We start from the raw sequence: 16066 nt of genomic DNA, 5'->3' as shown, positions 1-16066 counted from the left end.
CGGCGGTCACACCCGAACTCGTCCCTCCACCCCCCGTGCCGGTCACGCCTTGCTCCTCTCTCCCGCAGGAGCAGCCGTCGTCGTGGGGACCCGGCTTGCCGGCAGCGACCCGCCCCGGTGCAGCCATGCCACTCCGGCCGCCGAGGTCAGGCCGAACAGGGCGCAGCAGATCCACGGCAGCCACTCGGTGTCGTTGGCCTTGCCGGTGTCCATGGCCCAGCCGACGACCGTGTTGCCGAGGGCGGCGGCGATGCCGGAGACGACGTAGAAGATGCCGAAGTACGTGCCGGTGAGTTCCGGGCGGCCGAAGCCCGGGATCAGCTCCATGACGAACGGTGAGGCGATCATGATGCCGACGTAGAGCAGGAGGGTGCCGAGAAGGACGGGGACGGCCTCGAGCCGGCCGTCGGATGTCGAGCCCGCCACCCACGCCGGTGGCAGGAACGCCAGGCCCATCACCGCGAGCCCCAGGGCGATCCAACGCGGCTTGTGGCCGCGGGACTTGAGCGTCCGGGTGATCCGCAGCTGGAGGGCGAGGTTGGCGAGGGTGCCGACGAGGAAGACGAGGCCGGCCGCGCCGTCCCAGCCGGTGGCCTGGCGGGCGCCCTCGGGCAGCAGCAGGTAGAGCTGGTTCTCCAGGGTGAACATGCCGACCATGGCGAAGGCGAACGCCAGGAAGGCGCGGTTGCCGAGGACTTCACGCCAGTCCGAGAGGACCCCGCCGTTGCTCGGCTCGACCTTCCGTGCGGGCAGCACGAGCGCCTGCGCCACCGTGAGGACGGCGAAGATACCGGCGGCGGTCAGCGCGGACGTACGGAAGTCGACGAGGAGCAGCGCGCTGCCCAGGAGCGGGCCGATCAGCGCGCCGACGGTGGCGAACACGTTGAACAGCGCGAACGCCTCCGCCTTGCGCTCCCCGGCCTCCTGGGAGATATACGCCCGTACCGCCGGGTTGAACAGCGCCCCGGCGAGTCCGCTGAGCACGGACGCGCCGAGCAGCACCGGCAGCCCGTCGCCGAGCGCGAACAGTGCGAACCCGACCGTCCGCAGCGCGCATCCGGCGATGATGACGCCCCGCGCGCCCAGCCGGTCGGCCGCGGAGCCGCCGATGATGAACAGGCCCTGCTGGCTGAGGTTGCGCACGCCGAGGACGACCCCGACGACGGCCGCGGACATGCCCAGGTTGTCGGTGAGGTGGGTGGCGAGGTAGGGGATGAGGAGGTAGAAGCCGGTGTTGACGCCGAGCTGGTTGACCAGGAGCAGTTGGACGGCGAGCGGGAAGCCGCGCATCTCACGCCACGTCTTCATGCGCCACCCTCACCTCCTCGACGCCCAGCCCGGGCAGGCCACTGGTGCGTACGACACCGTCGGCGCCGCCGATCCCCGACCACGGGTCGTGGGCGAGCAGCAGGTGTCCGTCGAGGTCGGCCCAGCGGGCGCGGTCGGCGAGGTGGACGGCGGGGGCGAGGCCGAGGGTGCTCGCAGTGAGGCATCCCAGCATCAGTTCGGTGCCACTGCCTTCGATCAGCTCGGCGATGCGCAGGGCCGCGTGCACGCCGCCGCACTTGGCGAGCTTGACGTTGACGCCGTGCACCCGTCCGGCGAGGCGGCGCGCGTCCTCGAGGTCCACCGCGTCCTCGTCGGCGATGACGGGCAGGGGTGAGCGTTCGGCGAGGGCGGCCAGCGCCTCGGGGTCGCCGGGGGCGAGGGGCTGCTCGACGGCTTCGACGCCGAGGCCGGCGAACCGGGGCAGCAGGGCCGTCGCCTGCGCCCTGGTCCAGGCCCCGTTGGGGTCCAGGAGCAGCCGGACGCCGGGCGCCGCGTCACGGATGACGCGGACGCGCTCCACGTCGTCCTCGGGGTCGGGTGTGCCCGCCTTGACCTTGATCAGCTGGAAGCCGCTCGCGGCCAGGCGGCGGGCCTGGGCGGCCGCGTGCATGGGCGAGGTGATGCCGATGGTGCGGGCGGTGGCGGCCACGGGCGGCGCGGCGGCACCCAGCAGGCGGTGCACGGGGGTGCCGGCGCGCTTTCCGGCCAGGTCGAGGAGCGCGGACTCCACGGCGGCGGTGACCGCGGGCGGCACGGCGCGGGGCGAGGCCAGCTCCCCTGCCCGCAGCGCCTCCAGGGCGCTCTCCGGCTCGGCGAAGCGGCTCAGGTCGACGGCCGTCAGGAGCCGTACGAGCGTGTCGGCGTCGAGGCCGTAGTACACGCTGCTGACGGCCTCCCCGTGGCCGTGCAGCCCGTCGTGCCCGACGCTCAGCCACACCGCCTCGCGTGCGGACATCGTGGAGCGGGAGATGCGCAACGGCTCGGCGAGTTCGAGGCGTTCGACGCGCAGGCGGGCTTTCACGGGGTGCCTTTCAGAGGCTGGAGGCTGCCGAGCGGATCGGTGACCCGCGTGCACCGCGCCCATCCGGCCGCCTCGGCCGCGTAGGGGTGCGGTATCTCCACGGGCCGGGTGGCGGCGGTGGCGGGGTCGAGGCCGTGGGTGGTGGTGAAGTCGTCGTCGAAGACGGTGCCGAGGTAGCGGTGCGGGCCGTCGGGGAAGACGGTGGCGACGACCGCGCCGGGGTGGACGCGGGCCGCCCAGGCGGCGACGCGGGCGGCGGCCCCCGTGCTCCAGCCGCCGCTGACGAAGCTGCCGCGGGCCAGCCGGCGGCAGCTGTCCACGGCTTCGGCGGGGCCGACCCAGTGGATTTCGTCGAAGGCGTCGTAGGCGACGTTGCGGGGGTGGATGCTGCTGCCGAGGCCGCGCATCAGGCGGGGGCGGGCGGGCTGGCCGAAGATGGTGGAGCCGGTGGCGTCGACGCCGATGAGGCGCAGGGCGGGCCAGTGGCGGCGCAGCGGGCCGATGACGCCCGCGCTGTGCCCGCCGGTGCCGACGCTGCACACGAGGATGTCCAGGTGGTCGATCTGGGCGGTGAGTTCGGCGGCGAGGGAGGCGTATCCGGCGGTGTTGTCGGGGTTGTTGTACTGGTCGGGCCAGTAGGCGCCGGGGAGTTCGGCGAGCAGTTCGCGCAGCCTTGCGAGGCGGGCGGCCTGCCAGCCGCCCTGCACGGCCGGATGCTCGACGAGTTCCAGGCGGACGCCGTAGGAGCGCAGCAACTGCCGCATCGACAGTTCCAGTTCACGGTCGCCGACCAGCACGATCGGGTGCCCGAGGGCCTGGCCCGCGAAGGCGAGGCCGATGCCGAGCGTCCCGGAGGTGGACTCGACCACCGGTGCGCCGGGGCGCAGTTCACCGCGCTCGCGGGCCCCGAGCAGCATGGACACGGCGGCCCGCGCCTTCATCCCGCCGGCCGCGAGGCCTTCGAGCTTGGCCCAGAAGCCGGGGTGGGCGCCGGGCAGGTCGGTGGTGACGTGCACGACCGGCGTCCGGCCGAGCAGGGCGAGCAGTTCCGGGCGGGCGGTGGGGCGTAGGACGGTGGCGGTCATCGCTCGCCTCCCGCGTAACAGTGCACGGCTCCGGGTCCGCCGTCGAGCCAGAAGAAGGGGTACGGCTCCGCGCACACCGCGCTCACCCCGTGCCCGAGGAAGCGGGGCAGGACGGCGCTGCCGGTCTGCGCGAACATCACCAGCCGTTTGTCGTGCGCGAGCGCGTGCCGTCGCAGGGGTTCGAAGGTGCCGTTGCCGAGGGTCATGCCGGAGACGAGGAGGGCGTCGCAGCGGCCGGCCGCGGCGAGCGCGTCGGTGAGGACCGGCTCGCCCCACTCCGTCACGCCGCCCTTGAGGTCGCACGGGAGGTAGCGCAGACCGCGTGAACGCAGCGCTTCCAGCAGGGAGTTGACCACCCCGACGACGAGGACGGTGGACCCGGCCAACAGGTCGAGCAGCTCGACGACGGCCTTCGCGCGGACCCGGGACTTCTCCAGGGACGACCCGGCGGGCAGCGGGGCGGCGAGCGCCCCGTGGGCCGGGGTGTGCGGGGTGACGTGCATCAGGTAGGCGTCGAGGGCGGCCACCCGCACCGGCAGCAGCGGATGCTCCAGGAGCCGGGCCACGTCCGCGCCGACGCAGTCGTCGAGCGCCCCGTCGGGCAGGCTCCCTGGCTCGACCGCGCAGGAGCCGACGGCCTCGGCGAGCCGCAGACTGAGGACCTCGTTGCGGTAGCCGGTGCCGCGCCCGTCGTGCCGTACGGCCTGCCGGGTGGTGAAGGCGACGGCGATCCGCTGTGTGGCCGGGTCGGGGCCGAGAGCGCCCGCGCGGACGCGGGCCACGAGCTCGTCGTACGCGTCGGACGCGTCGGACGACTGCCCGGGCGGCACACTGACGGTGGTCATCGGATCACCAGCCCGGCCCGTATCCCGGCCAGCAGGGATGCGACGCGGTCGCGGGCGCCGAGGCCGTCGGAGTCGCCGGCCATGACGTGTCCGAGGTACTCGTTGTTGCTGCCGGCCGCCTTCACCTCCCTGCCGGGCTCGGCGAACTGGGCCTCCAACACGCCATCGGCTTCCTGGAGTTCGCTGCCGTCGAGCGCTTCGAGGGTGCCCGCCCGGTCCGGTACGAGGAAGCCGATGGCGGCGCTGCGCAGGCCGGTGTCCGTGCGCCGCAGGTCCGGTGCGCGGCCAAGGGCCACGTCCACGAAGGCGGCGGCGAGGTCGATGCCCGTGACATGACGGACGAGTTCGGTGATGCGGTTGCCGGCGGGGCGCGGGTTGACCTCGACGACGCGCGGGCCGGCCGAGGTCAGCTTGATCTCGGTGTGCGCCACCACGCCGTCGACCAGACCGAGCGCCTTGAGGGCGGCGAGGGCGGTCTGCTCCGCGGCTTCGGTGTCGGCGGACGTCAGGGCGGCGGGGAACATGTGGCCGGTCTCGATGAAGGCGGGCGCTCCGCCGATGCTCTTGTCGGTTATGCCGACGACATGGACCGCGCCCGCGTGGGACACGGTCTCGACGCTCACCTCGGGGCCGTCGAGCAGCTCCTCGACCAGGACGGCCGGCGTGCGACGCTGGCCGCGGGCGTTGACCGGGAAGTCTGCCAACGCCCGTACGGCCTCGGCGAGTTCGGACTCGTCGTCCACGCGGCGGACGTACATGCCCGCGCACAGGTCGACGGGCTTGACGACCAGCGGGTAGCCGATCTCGCGCGCGGCCCGCGCCAGGTCGGCCCACTCCTCGTGCACGGCGAAGCGCGGTCCGGGCACACCGGCGTCGGCCAGGACGCGGCGGGTGGCGTCCTTGCGGCAGGCGTCGGCCACCGCGTCGGGCCCCGGCCCCGGCAGGCCGAGCCGGCCGGCGATGCGGGCCGCCGTCGGCAGGTAGTAGTCGCAGGACGTGAGCACGCCGTCGAATTCCAGCACCGCGTGCAGCCGCTCGACCTCGGGCAGCAGGGTTTCGACGTCGTTGGTGTCGGCGGTGATCACGTTGCGGGCACCGAGCAGCGGGTGAGCCACGCCCTCCGGGGCCGAGCGCAGGTAGTGGTGCAGGTCGCGGGTGAGGAACGTGAAGTCGTGCCCGTTCTCCCGGATCGCCCGTGGCAGCAGCCTGCTCATTGATCCGACCCAGCTCTCGACCAGCAGCAGATGAGCCACAACTCCCCTTTTCGTGCCGTGAGTTCAGACGTCAGGGCAGCCCGGCAGGCCCCTCACCGGGAGGGGGCCGGGCTTTGCGCAACGACAAGCTATCGATAATCATTTTCATTTACTAGTCCGTTAGCGACTTCGCTTGTCGGCCGGGCCGAATGAGAGGGGTGCCCGACGGCGGCACGCTGTGGATCCCCGACTGCGCGGACGGCACGGTCCGGCCCCTGAACACCGCCGCTTTGCGGGCGGGCGCGGCCCGTGCCGGTCGGCTCCGGGCCGCGAACATGACGGACGCAAGCGGCGAGTCGGCAGACCCGCCTTCGATGTGGGCCCGACCGGAAACGGCAGGGCGGTGCAGCCCGTGGAGCCGTGGTTCAGCTCGCGGTGCGCCGGATCCGTCCGGCGTACCGCTTCTCCAGCTCCCGGTTGCCCTCGAAGCCGCCGGGCACGTTGGCGGAGACGTACACCGGCGGCCGCTCACCGGCGGCGAGCAACTGGGCGGAGGCTTCCGCGACCGCCATCTGCACCAGCATCACGCCGGTGAGGGTGGACAGGGCGCACACCGCGCCACCGCCGGGGAGTTCGAGGAGGGCGTCGCCGCGCGGGGCCGCGTTGTCGAGGACGACGTCGGCGAGGTCGGCGAGCTTCTTGCCGCTGGGGTGGCCGGCGGGGACGGCGCGGGTGTGGCCGAGGGAGGTCACGGCCAGGATCTTGTGGCCCTGTTGTTTGGCGTGCAGGGCCATCTCGACGATGACGTTGTTGACGCCGGAGTTGGAGATGATGACGAAGAGGTCCTCGCGGTGCGGGGCGGCGAGAGCGTAGAGGCGCGCGGCCACGCCTGCCCGGCGTTCCAGGAGCGGGTCGTCGAGGACGCTCGGGTCGTCGCCGCCGTACAGGACCAGGTCGGCGATGCTCAGGCGGTTGGTGGGCACCAGGCCCCCCGCACGGCCGGCGACTTCGAGGACCATCGCCTGGGAGTGGCCGGTGCCGAAGGCCTGGAGGACGCCGTCGGTGCGGACGCAGTGCGCGATCAGTTCGGCGGCGCGGGCCACGTCCCCCCGGGCGGACTCGGCGATGTGCCGGAGGACGGCCAGGCTCTCGCGCGCGAACCCCTCGGCGCTGACGTTCTCGACGGACACGCGACACTCCCCACTCATCGATGGCTTGAACCACCCTCTGAATCTTCAGCGATGAATCAATAAATCATAAGAGGGTCCTGGTATTCAATCGGACCCCTGAACGGTGGCTGATACATTCTTTGCATGCCCCCGACGGACGTCACCACTCTCATCCGTACCGAGCTGCCGCGGCTGGCCGGCTCCCTGCGGAAGGTCGGCGAGCTGATCCTGGAGGATCCGGCCGCCGTCACGCACTGCTCGGCCGCCGAACTGGGCCGCCGCACCGGCACCTCCCAGGCGACGGTGACCCGGTTCTGCCGGGCCATCGGCCTCGACTCCTACCAGCACCTGCTGATCGAGCTGGCGCAGGAGCGCGGCCGCGGCGAGGTCTCCGACTGGGGCAGCGCCGAGATCGGGCCGGAAATCTCCCCCGAGGACGACCTCGAACGCGTCGTGCAGGTCGTCGGCACCGCGGACCTGCGGGCCATCCAGCAGACCATCGACCGGATCGACCTCGACGCGATCGAGCGCGCGGCCCAGGCCCTGGCCCGCGCCCGGCGCATCGACGTCTACGGAGTGGGCGGCAGCGGCGCGGTGGCACTGGAGACGGAGACGCGGCTGTTCCGTATCGGCTGCTCGGTCCGCGGCTGGACCGAGGTGCACGGGGCAGCCACCTCCGCGGCCCTGCTCACCCCGGCGGACGTGGCCATCGGCATCTCCTACTCCGGGGCGACCCGGGAGACCCTGGAACCGCTCGAGATGGCCAAGGAACGCGGCGCCACCACCGTCGCCCTCACCACGGACCCGCGCTCGCCGCTGGCCAAGGCCGCCGACATCCGGCTCATCTCGTCCTCCTCGGAGACCATCTTCCCCGGCCGCACCGGCAGCATCGGCGGCCGGCACTCCGTGCTCGTCCTCATCGACTGCCTCTACGTCCGGGTCGCCCAGCTCTCCTACCAGCGCGCCAGCGCCTCGCTGGCGCTCACCGACCACATCACCCCCCAGCACGCGGTGAAGAGCCGCCGGGCACGCTGACCCGATCATGCATGGATGAACCACCGAGGAAACGTAAGGATGGTTGTTTGAATCATCTCCTCGGTGCCACGATGGGGCTCCCCCGAGCATCCTCGTAGGAGCCCCATGCGCGTGACGTCTGTCGAGTCGACCGAGCTCTTCACCGGAACCACCGAGCAGCCGCGCCAGGTGGTGGCCGTCGAGCTGAGCCACACTCCCGGCCGGACCGTCCGTCTCACCGTCGAGGGCCCGCAGATCACCGGCGAAGCCCTCGTGGAGACGGGCGAGGACGGCACCGGGCGCGCCGAGATACCCGTGCACAGCGATCTGGCCGTCGGCGAGCGTCGCGAGATCACGGTCACGGCCGCCGACGGCGACCGACTCGCCCGCCACACCGGCGAGTTCACCGCCGCCGAGCCCGGCTGGACGATGTTCATGGTCAGCCACTTCCACTACGACCCCGTCTGGTGGAACACCCAGGCCGCCTACACCGAGACCTGGGACGTCGCCGACGACCCGGCGCTCACCGGCCTGCCCGCCCGCACCTTCGACTCGCGCGGCCAGTCCGGGATGAGCCTGGTGCGGGCCCACTGCGATCTGGCACGGCGCGATCCGGCGTACACCTTCGTCCTCGCGGAGGTGGACTACCTCAAGCCGTACTGGGACTCCTTCCCGGAGGAGCGCGCCTTCCTGCGCGAGCTGATCCGCACCGGCCGCGTCGAGGTCATGGGCGGCACCTACAACGAGCCGAACACCAATCTCACCGGCGCCGAGGCGACCGTACGCAACGCCCTGTACGGCGACGGTTTCCAGCGCGCGATCATCGGGGCGTCCCCGGAGACCGCCTGGCAGCTGGACGCGTTCGGGCACGATCCGCAGTTCCCGGGGCTGATGGCGGACGCGGGGGTGACGTCCAGTTCCTGGGCGCGCGGACCGTTCCACCAGTGGGGGCCGACGCTGTCGGTGTTCGGCGAGGAACCCCGCGATCCCGGACGGATGCAGTTCCCGGCCGAGTTCGAGTGGATCGCCCCCTCGGGACGCGGACTGCTGACCGCGTACATGGTCAACCACTACGCCGCCGGCTGGGCGATCGACAACGCGCCGGCCCTGCCCGAGGCGGAGGCGGCAGCACTCAAGCTGTTCAAAAGGCTCAAGAAGGTCGCCCTGACCCGCAATGTGCTGCTCCCGGTCGGCGGGGACTACGCGCCGCCGTGCCGCTGGGTGATGGGCATCCACCGGGACTGGAACGCCCGGTACGTGTGGCCGCGGTTCGTCAGCGCGATCCCGCGGGACTTCTTCGCCGCCGTGCGCGCGCAACTGGAGTCGGAGGGGCGCAGGGCCTCGCCGCAGACCCGGGACATGAACCCGGTCTACACCGGCAAGGACGTCTCCTACATCGACACCAAGCAGGCCCAGCGGTACGGCGAGACCCTTCTCTCCGACGCCGAGGCCTGGGCGACGCTCGCCTCCCTGGTCGCCGGGCACCCCTATCCGGAAATGGCCCTCGACAAGGCCTGGCGGCAGTTGGTCTACGGCGCCCATCACGACGCCATCACCGGCTCGGAGTCCGACCAGGTCTACATCGACCTGCTCACCGGCTGGCGGGAGCTGTACGACCTCGCCGAGACCGTGCACGCCGACGCGACCCAGGCCCTGGCCGACCTGGTCACGCCGGGCAGCGGAGACGACCTGGTCGTCTTCAACTCCGCGACCTGGCAGCGGCGGGACGTGCTGGCCGTCGACGATCCGGGGCTCGTGCCCCTGGGCGACGACTTCCGGCCCCTGCCCGCCGTACGCGAGGAGGACGGCCGGCTCCGGGTCGTCGTACCGGAGGTGCCGGGCATGGGCCTCAAGGCGCTCCCCCTCGCCGCGGGCTCGGTACCCGAGTGGACCCGCGGCGAGGGCCTGAGCATCCGCAACGAGTTCTACGAGGTGACCGTCGACCCCGCGCGCGGCGGCGGCGTCAGCGGCCTGCGGGCGCTCACGGAAGAGGGCGGCCGGGAGCTGCTGCGCCCCGGAGACATCGGCAACGAACTCGTCGTACAGGAGGAGTACCCGAGGCACCCGCGTTTCGGCGAGGGGCCGTGGCACCTCACGCCCACCGGGACCACCGCGGCCCGCAGCCGGGACGTGATGGCCGACATCGATGTCGAGCACTCCCCCGCCGGGTCGCGCATCACCGTCCGCGCCGACCTCGGCCTGTTCCGGTACACGCAGCGGCTGACCCTGTGGACGGGCGTCGACCGGCTCGACGTCGCGACGACCGTCGACGGCTACGACGGCGCCGACCGGCTGATCCGCGTGCGCTGGCCCTCCGACGTGCGGGGCGGGCTGCCGGTGCACGAGGTGGCGGACGCCGTCATCGGGCGCGGGTTCGGGTTCGTGGAGGTGGACAGCGAGCGGTTCCCGTGGACGCTGGACAACCCCGCCCACACCTGGTTCGGGCTGGGGTCCACCGCCCGGGTCGCGGTGCGGGACGACTCCGGGACGCTCCTCGGGCACCGTTCCATCGGAGTCGCCGAGCTGGTCTACGCCGACTGGGACGCGGCCGGCGAGCTGGGCACGCCCCTCGCGGCGGCCCTCGTCCGCGCCGGGGTCACCGCCACCTCGACCATCGCCGGCGGTCCCCGCTACGGCGACCTGGAGGTCGACTCCAACCTTCCCGACATCCGCGTCGCCGTCGGCGGCCCCGAGCGCAACTCCGTGGTCGCCGAGGCGCTGGGCTGGGACCCGGCCGCCGGACGCGAACTGAGACGGCAGCTGGCCGAGCGGGGCGTGGCCGCCGTGTGGGTGGCGCCGCGCGCCGGCCTGCGGGAGGAGTGGGTGCCCGGGGCCGACCTGCGCGATCTGGAGCGGCTGCCGCTGCTCGTGGTGGCGGGGGCCGGGCCCGAGGGCGACGCCCAGGCGGTCGACGCGCTGATCGCAGACCTGGACGACTTCACCGTCACGGCGACCGCGGCGGGCGGCGGCGAGGCGCTGCCGCCGGGCGACGCCTGGGACGGGCGCGGCTTCGCCGTCCTCAACCGGGGCACGCCCGGCTGCGTGGTCACCGCCTCCGGCGATCTCTACATGTCCCTGATGCGCTCCTGCACGGGCTGGCCCTCGGGAATCTGGGTCGACCCGCCGCGCCGCACGGCTCCCGACGGGTCCGCCTTCCAGCTCCAGCGCTGGTCGCACACCTTCGAGTACGCCGTCGTGGTGGGCGAGGGCGACTGGCGGGAGCAGCGACTGCCCGCGCGAGGACACGAGTTCAACCATCCGCTCACCGCCCGGCTGCGGGGCGGGGAGGGAACCGGGCAACTGCCCGGGAGCGTCTGCCTGTTCACCCTGGAACCCGCCCGCGAGGTGCTGCTCGACGCCCTCAAGCCCCTCGGCTCCCCGCTCGCCCGGGGCAGTGTGGCGCCCGCCGACCCGGGGCGCGGGATCGTCGTACGGATGCACGAGGTGAACGGGCGGCCGGTGCGGGCGCGCGTGCACGGACCCACCAAGTGGGCGCAGGGCATCCGTGCGGACGTGCTGGAGCGGCCGGGGGAACGGCTGGCGCCGGACCGGGAAGGGGGCCTGGACGTCGGTCTGACCGGCTTCGAGGTGGCGACCGTCCTGGCCACGCCGACACCGGGCGTGCGGTCGGAGCCCGGCCCCGGTGTCGCCGCCCACGAGCCCGCCCAGCCGGTCCACACCCGCTACTGGCTGCACAACTCGGGTCCGGCCCCGCGCGGCAACCTGCCCGTGGCGGTCTACGTCTCGCCCGGCGCGCTCACCGCCTCCGGTCCCGTCACCGCGACCGTCCGGGTCGGCTCGGAGCTGACCGACACGCCCGTGTCCGGCACGGTGGCCTTCGAGGTGCCGGCCGGCTGGTCCGCCGAGCCCGCCGCACTGCCGTACGCGCTGGGCCCCGGCGGGTTCACCCTCGCCGAGCTCACCGTGACGCCGCCGGCCGGTGCCGAGCCCGGAAGGCACTGGCTCGCGGCCCGGCTCTCGTACGGCGGGCAGACGTACGAGGACGTCGTGGCGCTCGACGTGCCGGGTGGGCAGGGCGGTCCAAGTGTGGTGTCGGAGCTGGGAGTCGAGCGGGTCACCGTACGCCGGGGCGAGCGGGCCCGGGTTCCGGTGAGCCTGCGCAACACCACTCTCGGGCCGGTGAGCGGGCAGCTGTGGGCCGTGTCGTCCTGGGGCACCTGGCCGGGGGTCGGGCCGGGCGTCCAGGGGTTCACCCTGGCCGGCGGGGAGCGGCGGGACTACGTGATCGAGGTGGACGGCTCGGCGGTGCCGCCGGGGTCGTACTGGCTGATGGCGAAGGCCGGCTGGCACGGGTGCGTCGCCTACACGGAGGCGGTCGAGCTGGAGGTGACTCCATGACCGGGCACGCCGCTGTGGTGGACGGCGAGGCGGTCGCGAAGGGGCGGGTGGACGCCCTGCTGGCGGCCGTCCCGGCGCGCGAGGGCGAGACCCGGCCCGAGGCCCTGGCCCGGGCCGAACGGCAGCGCAGGCGCTGGGCGACCCAGGTGGTGGTCACGGACGAGCTGGCCCGCCGGGCCTGCGCGGACCGGGGGCTGAAGCCGCCGGCGGAGGTGTCGCCCGCGCGGGTGCTCGCCGTGGCCGAGACCGACGTGGCCGACCTCGGCAGCATCGTCGCGACGGCGCTCGCGCACTCCCCGGCGGCACGGGTCCTGCTCGACCGTCTGGAGCGCGAGCAGGACGTGCCCGAGACGGCCGCACGGGACTACTACGAGCGCAACCGGGACCGCTACCTCACCCCGGAGGCGCTCAGACGCGGCGCCGACCCCTTCGGCGGCGCGGTCGCCGAGGACTTCCTGCCGTACGAGGACGTCCGCGAGGGCGTCGTACGGGAGTTGCGGCGGGCGGCGGGCCGACGGGCCTTCTTCGACTGGCTGGACCGGGCGCGGGCTGGCGTGGTGTACGCGCACGGGTACGAGCATCCGGGCGATCCCTCGCACCCGGACCACGAACACCGGCACTGAGCTCCCAAAACCTAAACGCAACACGGCAACCCATTGACCTCCGATGAATTCTGGTCCACATTTTCATCACTCGGAATCGAAATTGGTTGATTGAACCAGTCAGCACATCCCTGACTCGCCCGGTCGCAGGAGGGCCCATCACATGCGTGCAAGAAGACTGACCCGCACCCTGACCTGTATCGCCGTTCTGTCGCTGGCCGCCGCCGGCTGCGGTCTGTCCGGCGGTTCCGGCAGTGGCGACGCCACCGCCGGCGGCTGCAAGGTCGACAAGGGCAACGTGGGGCCGGGAAAGCTCACCGGCGACGTCAAGGGCGACATCACCTTCCAGACCACCAACCTGAAGAAGGACTTCGGGGGCTACTTCAACGGGGTCATCGCGGCCTTCGAGAAGGCGCACCCCGGTACCAAGGTCAAGTGGATCGACGACCCGGGCGACGCCACCTTCACCCAGCGCCTGGTCGCGGACGCGCAGGGCTGCACCCTGCCGGACGTGGTGAACATCAACGTCAACACGGCCATCGCGCTCACCAGGAACGGCTACCTGCTCGACCTGGACAAGAAGGCCCCGGACGCGGGCAAGCCGTTCGTCCCCGCGCTGTGGAAGTCGAGCATGTACGCGGACGCCTCCGGCACCAAGGTGCACAGCGTGCTGCCCTGGTACTCCGGCGGCATCGTGCAGACCTTCAACACGGACCTAATGAAGCAGGCGGGCCTGGACCCGGCCAAACCTCCGACGACCGTCCTCGGCCTGTTCGCCGACGCCCAGAAGGTGGCCGAGGCCTCGGACGGCAAGTACTACGCCTTCCTCGCCAACCCGCAACTGCGCATCCCCGCCGACTGGCAGCAGATGGGCATCAAGATCTTCTCCGCCGACGGCAAGAAGTTCACCTTCGCCGACGACCCGAAGACCGCGCAGTGGGTCGAGGCCATGACGAAGCTCTACAAGGCCGGTGGGATGCCCAGGGACTCCCTCTCCTCCACCCAGGACCCGGCCAACGTCTTCGGCCAGGGCAAGCTGGTCTACGGCCCCACGAACCCCAACTTCCTGCGCTTCATCCAGCAGAACAACCCGAGCGTCTACGAGAAGACCGGCGTCGCCCGCTTCATGCTGGACGACCTGGGCCACACCGTCGGCGCCCCGCAGTACATAGGCACGGCCGCCACCAGCAAGAACGCGCCGACCGCGCTCGCCTTCGCGCAGTTCCTGACCAACGCGCAGAACCAGCTGGAGTGGGCGAAGGACCCGAACGTGGTCATCTTCCCGTCCACCACCGCCTCGCTCGACGACCCGTTCTTCCAGTCGGTCGAGGGCACGGACCCCTTCGCCGAGGCCCGCAAGATCGTCGCCAGTGACCGCAAGACCGCGACGGCCGACGAAGTCGCCCTCACTCCGGGCGAGTTGAACGCCTTCTCGGCCCAGATCCAGCTCGCCATGCAGGGCAAGAAGAGCGCCGAGGACGCCCTCGAGGAGGCGCAGTCCAAGGGCAACGAGCTGATCGAGCAGGGCAGCTGACGATGGCTCAGCACACTCTCGACCAGGCGCCCGTCCCCGCCTCCCCGGGGGCGGGCGCCCCGAGCCCCGGCACTTCCTCGCACCATCCGCCGGGGCGCCTGCGCCGCGCCCTCCGCTCCGTGGTTCCTGGCCCGACCGCGGACGCGGGGGGCGCGGCCCTCTACCGCCGGTGGTGGCTGCCCTGGCTGTGGATGGCCCCGGCGATCGTCGGCACGACGGTCTTCGGGGTCTTCCCCTTCCTCAACACGGTCCTGGTGTCCTTCACCGACGCCAAGCCGCTCGGCGGCACCTACAACCTCGTGGGGCTGGACAACTACACCCGGATGTTCGGCGACCCGGACTTCTGGCTGGCGACCCGCAACAGCGTCCTGTACGCGGTGATCGTCGTCCCCCTGATGATCCTGCTGCCGCTGCTGCTGGCGATCCTCGTGGAGAAGAACCTCCCGGGCATCGGCTTCTTCCGCTCCGCCTTCTACACGCCCGTCCTCGCCTCCAGCGTGGTCGTCGGCCTGAGCTGGCAGTGGTTGCTGAGCGACCAGGGACTGGTCAACACCTGGCTGGAGAAGGCCCACATCATCCGGGAGGCCATCCCGTTCCTGTCCGACTCGTGGCTGATCCTGCTGTCGGCGATGGGCCTGACGATCTGGAAGGGCCTCGGCTGGTACATGATCTTCTACCTGGCCGCGCTGGGGAACGTCCCGAAGGAGCTCCACGAAGCGGCGGCCGTGGACGGCGCGGGCTCGATCCGCCGCTTCTGGCACATCACGGTGCCGGGCGTGCGCCAGTCGATGATGCTGGTCGGCACCCTGACAGGCATCGGCTCGCTCCGGGTCTTCACCGAGATCTACATGCTCGGCGGCTCCACCGGCGGCCCCGGCGGCGCCGACCGCACGCTCCCCTTCTACATCCGGGACGTCGGCCTCGACCCGCTCACCGGCAACGCCGGCTACGGCGCCGCGGTCAGCGTCGCCCTGTTCGCCCTGACATTGGGCCTCACGCTGCTCGCCCAGCGCCTGACCAAGGAGGACGAGTCATGACCACGGCCGTGGACAAACCCCGGCGCCTCGTGCCGCGCTGGCGGGACTACGGCCGCCCCCGCGAACTCGTCGTCCGCTACCTGCTGTTGGTCTTCGTGCTGTTCATCACCGTGGGCCCGCTGCTGTGGCAGCTGCTGTCATCGCTCAAGGGCCCCACCGAGGACGTCTTCGGCTCCGGCGCCTCGCTGTTCCCGCACCACCCGAGTCTGCGCGCCTACCGGCAGGTCTTCGACCAGGTACCGGTGTGGACGTACATCAGGAACAGCTTCTTCGTCGCCGTCATCTCCATCACCAGCCAGCTCGTCTTCTCCACCATGGCCGGCTACATGCTCTCCAAGCCCGGCTGGAAGGGCCGCAAGCTGGTCTGGGTCGTGCTGATGGCGTCCATGATGTTCCCCTTCGAGTCGATCATGGTGTCGCTGTTCCTCAGCATCCGCGACCTGGGCCTGGTCGACAACCTGGTCGGCGTCTGGCTGCCCGGCTTCGTCGCCGCGATCAACGTCCTGATCATGCGGGCCGCCTTCCTCGCCGTGCCGCGCGAGATCGAGGACGCGGCGATGCTCGACGGGGCGGGCGAGTGGAAGCGGTTCCGGTACCTGTACCTGCCGTCGGCGTACGGCGCGATCCTGGTCGTCACCATCAACACCTTCATCAGCGCCTGGGACGACTTCCTGTGGCCGCTGATCGTGCTGCGCACGGAGGACCACTTCACCCTGACGCTGGGGCTCTCCCGCCTCCAGTCGTCGTCGTTCGGCTACGACCAGCGGCTGGTGATGGCCGGTTCGGTGATCTCGGTGATTCCCGTGCTGGTGCTGTTCGTCATCACCCAGCGGTGGTTCTACAAGGGCGTGTCGTCGGGGGCCGTGAAGCTCTGACGT

The 16066-nt window shown here is 72.0% G+C and carries 12 protein-coding genes; 6 read left to right on the top strand and 6 right to left on the bottom strand.

Translation table 11 applies throughout. The features are described from left to right. Positions 1 to 42: 42 nt before the first annotated feature. The 6 genes from KUM49_RS11450 to KUM49_RS11425 all read right to left on the bottom strand — a co-directional run bounded on the left by KUM49_RS11450 (position 43) and on the right by KUM49_RS11425 (position 6663). Positions 43 to 1308 carry an MFS transporter gene (locus KUM49_RS11450; protein WP_217236654.1) on the bottom strand — a complete coding sequence of 422 codons (1266 nt, stop codon included), beginning with the start codon at positions 1306 to 1308 and terminating at the stop codon, positions 43 to 45. Then, complete coding sequence (locus KUM49_RS11445; protein ID WP_217236653.1) at positions 1292 to 2350, bottom strand: dipeptide epimerase; 1059 nt, start codon at positions 2348 to 2350, stop codon at positions 1292 to 1294. The genes KUM49_RS11450 and KUM49_RS11445 overlap by 17 nt, the downstream gene beginning before the upstream one ends. Continuing rightward, positions 2347 to 3435: a PLP-dependent cysteine synthase family protein gene (locus KUM49_RS11440; RefSeq protein ID WP_217236652.1), complete on the bottom strand. Its 1089-nt coding sequence runs from the start codon at positions 3433 to 3435 to the stop codon at positions 2347 to 2349. Before KUM49_RS11440 ends, KUM49_RS11445 begins: the two co-directional genes overlap by 4 nt. Continuing rightward, positions 3432 to 4280, bottom strand: coding sequence for a Rossmann-like domain-containing protein (locus tag KUM49_RS11435; protein WP_217236651.1), 849 nt, complete (start codon positions 4278 to 4280; stop codon positions 3432 to 3434). The genes KUM49_RS11440 and KUM49_RS11435 overlap by 4 nt, the downstream gene beginning before the upstream one ends. After that, positions 4277 to 5533 (bottom strand): ATP-grasp domain-containing protein, encoded by a 1257-nt coding sequence (locus KUM49_RS11430; RefSeq protein WP_217236650.1) that lies wholly within the window; start codon positions 5531 to 5533, stop codon positions 4277 to 4279. The genes KUM49_RS11435 and KUM49_RS11430 overlap by 4 nt, the downstream gene beginning before the upstream one ends. Before the next feature lie 365 nt (positions 5534 to 5898). After that, the gene (locus KUM49_RS11425) at positions 5899 to 6663 is read right to left on the bottom strand and encodes a sugar isomerase domain-containing protein (RefSeq protein ID WP_217236649.1); all 765 of its coding nucleotides are present in this window, start codon (positions 6661 to 6663) and stop codon (positions 5899 to 5901) included. A 123-nt stretch (positions 6664 to 6786) separates the two neighbouring features. Between KUM49_RS11425 and KUM49_RS11420 the strand changes: the two genes are divergently transcribed. The 6 genes from KUM49_RS11420 (at position 6787) to KUM49_RS11395 (ending at position 16063) form a co-directional block, all read left to right on the top strand. Further along, positions 6787 to 7677 carry a MurR/RpiR family transcriptional regulator gene (locus KUM49_RS11420; protein WP_217236648.1) on the top strand — a complete coding sequence of 297 codons (891 nt, stop codon included), beginning with the start codon at positions 6787 to 6789 and terminating at the stop codon, positions 7675 to 7677. Positions 7678 to 7782: 105 nt separating this feature from the next. Then, positions 7783 to 12015, top strand: a complete 4233-nt coding sequence (locus tag KUM49_RS11415; protein WP_217236647.1) for an NEW3 domain-containing protein — start codon at positions 7783 to 7785, stop codon at positions 12013 to 12015. Further along, positions 12012 to 12638 (top strand): peptidyl-prolyl cis-trans isomerase, encoded by a 627-nt coding sequence (locus tag KUM49_RS11410; RefSeq protein WP_217236646.1) that lies wholly within the window; start codon positions 12012 to 12014, stop codon positions 12636 to 12638. Before KUM49_RS11415 ends, KUM49_RS11410 begins: the two co-directional genes overlap by 4 nt. Before the next feature lie 142 nt (positions 12639 to 12780). Then, positions 12781 to 14151: an extracellular solute-binding protein gene (locus tag KUM49_RS11405; RefSeq protein WP_217236645.1), complete on the top strand. Its 1371-nt coding sequence runs from the start codon at positions 12781 to 12783 to the stop codon at positions 14149 to 14151. A 2-nt stretch (positions 14152 to 14153) separates the two neighbouring features. Next, a complete protein-coding gene (locus tag KUM49_RS11400) occupies positions 14154 to 15188 on the top strand; it encodes a carbohydrate ABC transporter permease (protein WP_217236644.1) in 1035 nt (344 codons plus the stop codon). Further along, entirely contained in the window at positions 15185 to 16063 is an 879-nt protein-coding gene (locus KUM49_RS11395) for a carbohydrate ABC transporter permease (protein ID WP_217236643.1), read from the top strand. Before KUM49_RS11400 ends, KUM49_RS11395 begins: the two co-directional genes overlap by 4 nt. Positions 16064 to 16066: the final 3 nt, after the last annotated feature.

The sequence above is a fragment of the Streptomyces sp. AC555_RSS877 genome (genome assembly GCF_019049245.1).
Taxonomy (GTDB): Bacteria; Actinomycetota; Actinomycetes; order Streptomycetales; family Streptomycetaceae; genus Streptomyces.
The sequence above is the reverse complement of the archived record's forward strand: the minus strand, read 5'-3'. Positions and strand labels throughout refer to the sequence as shown.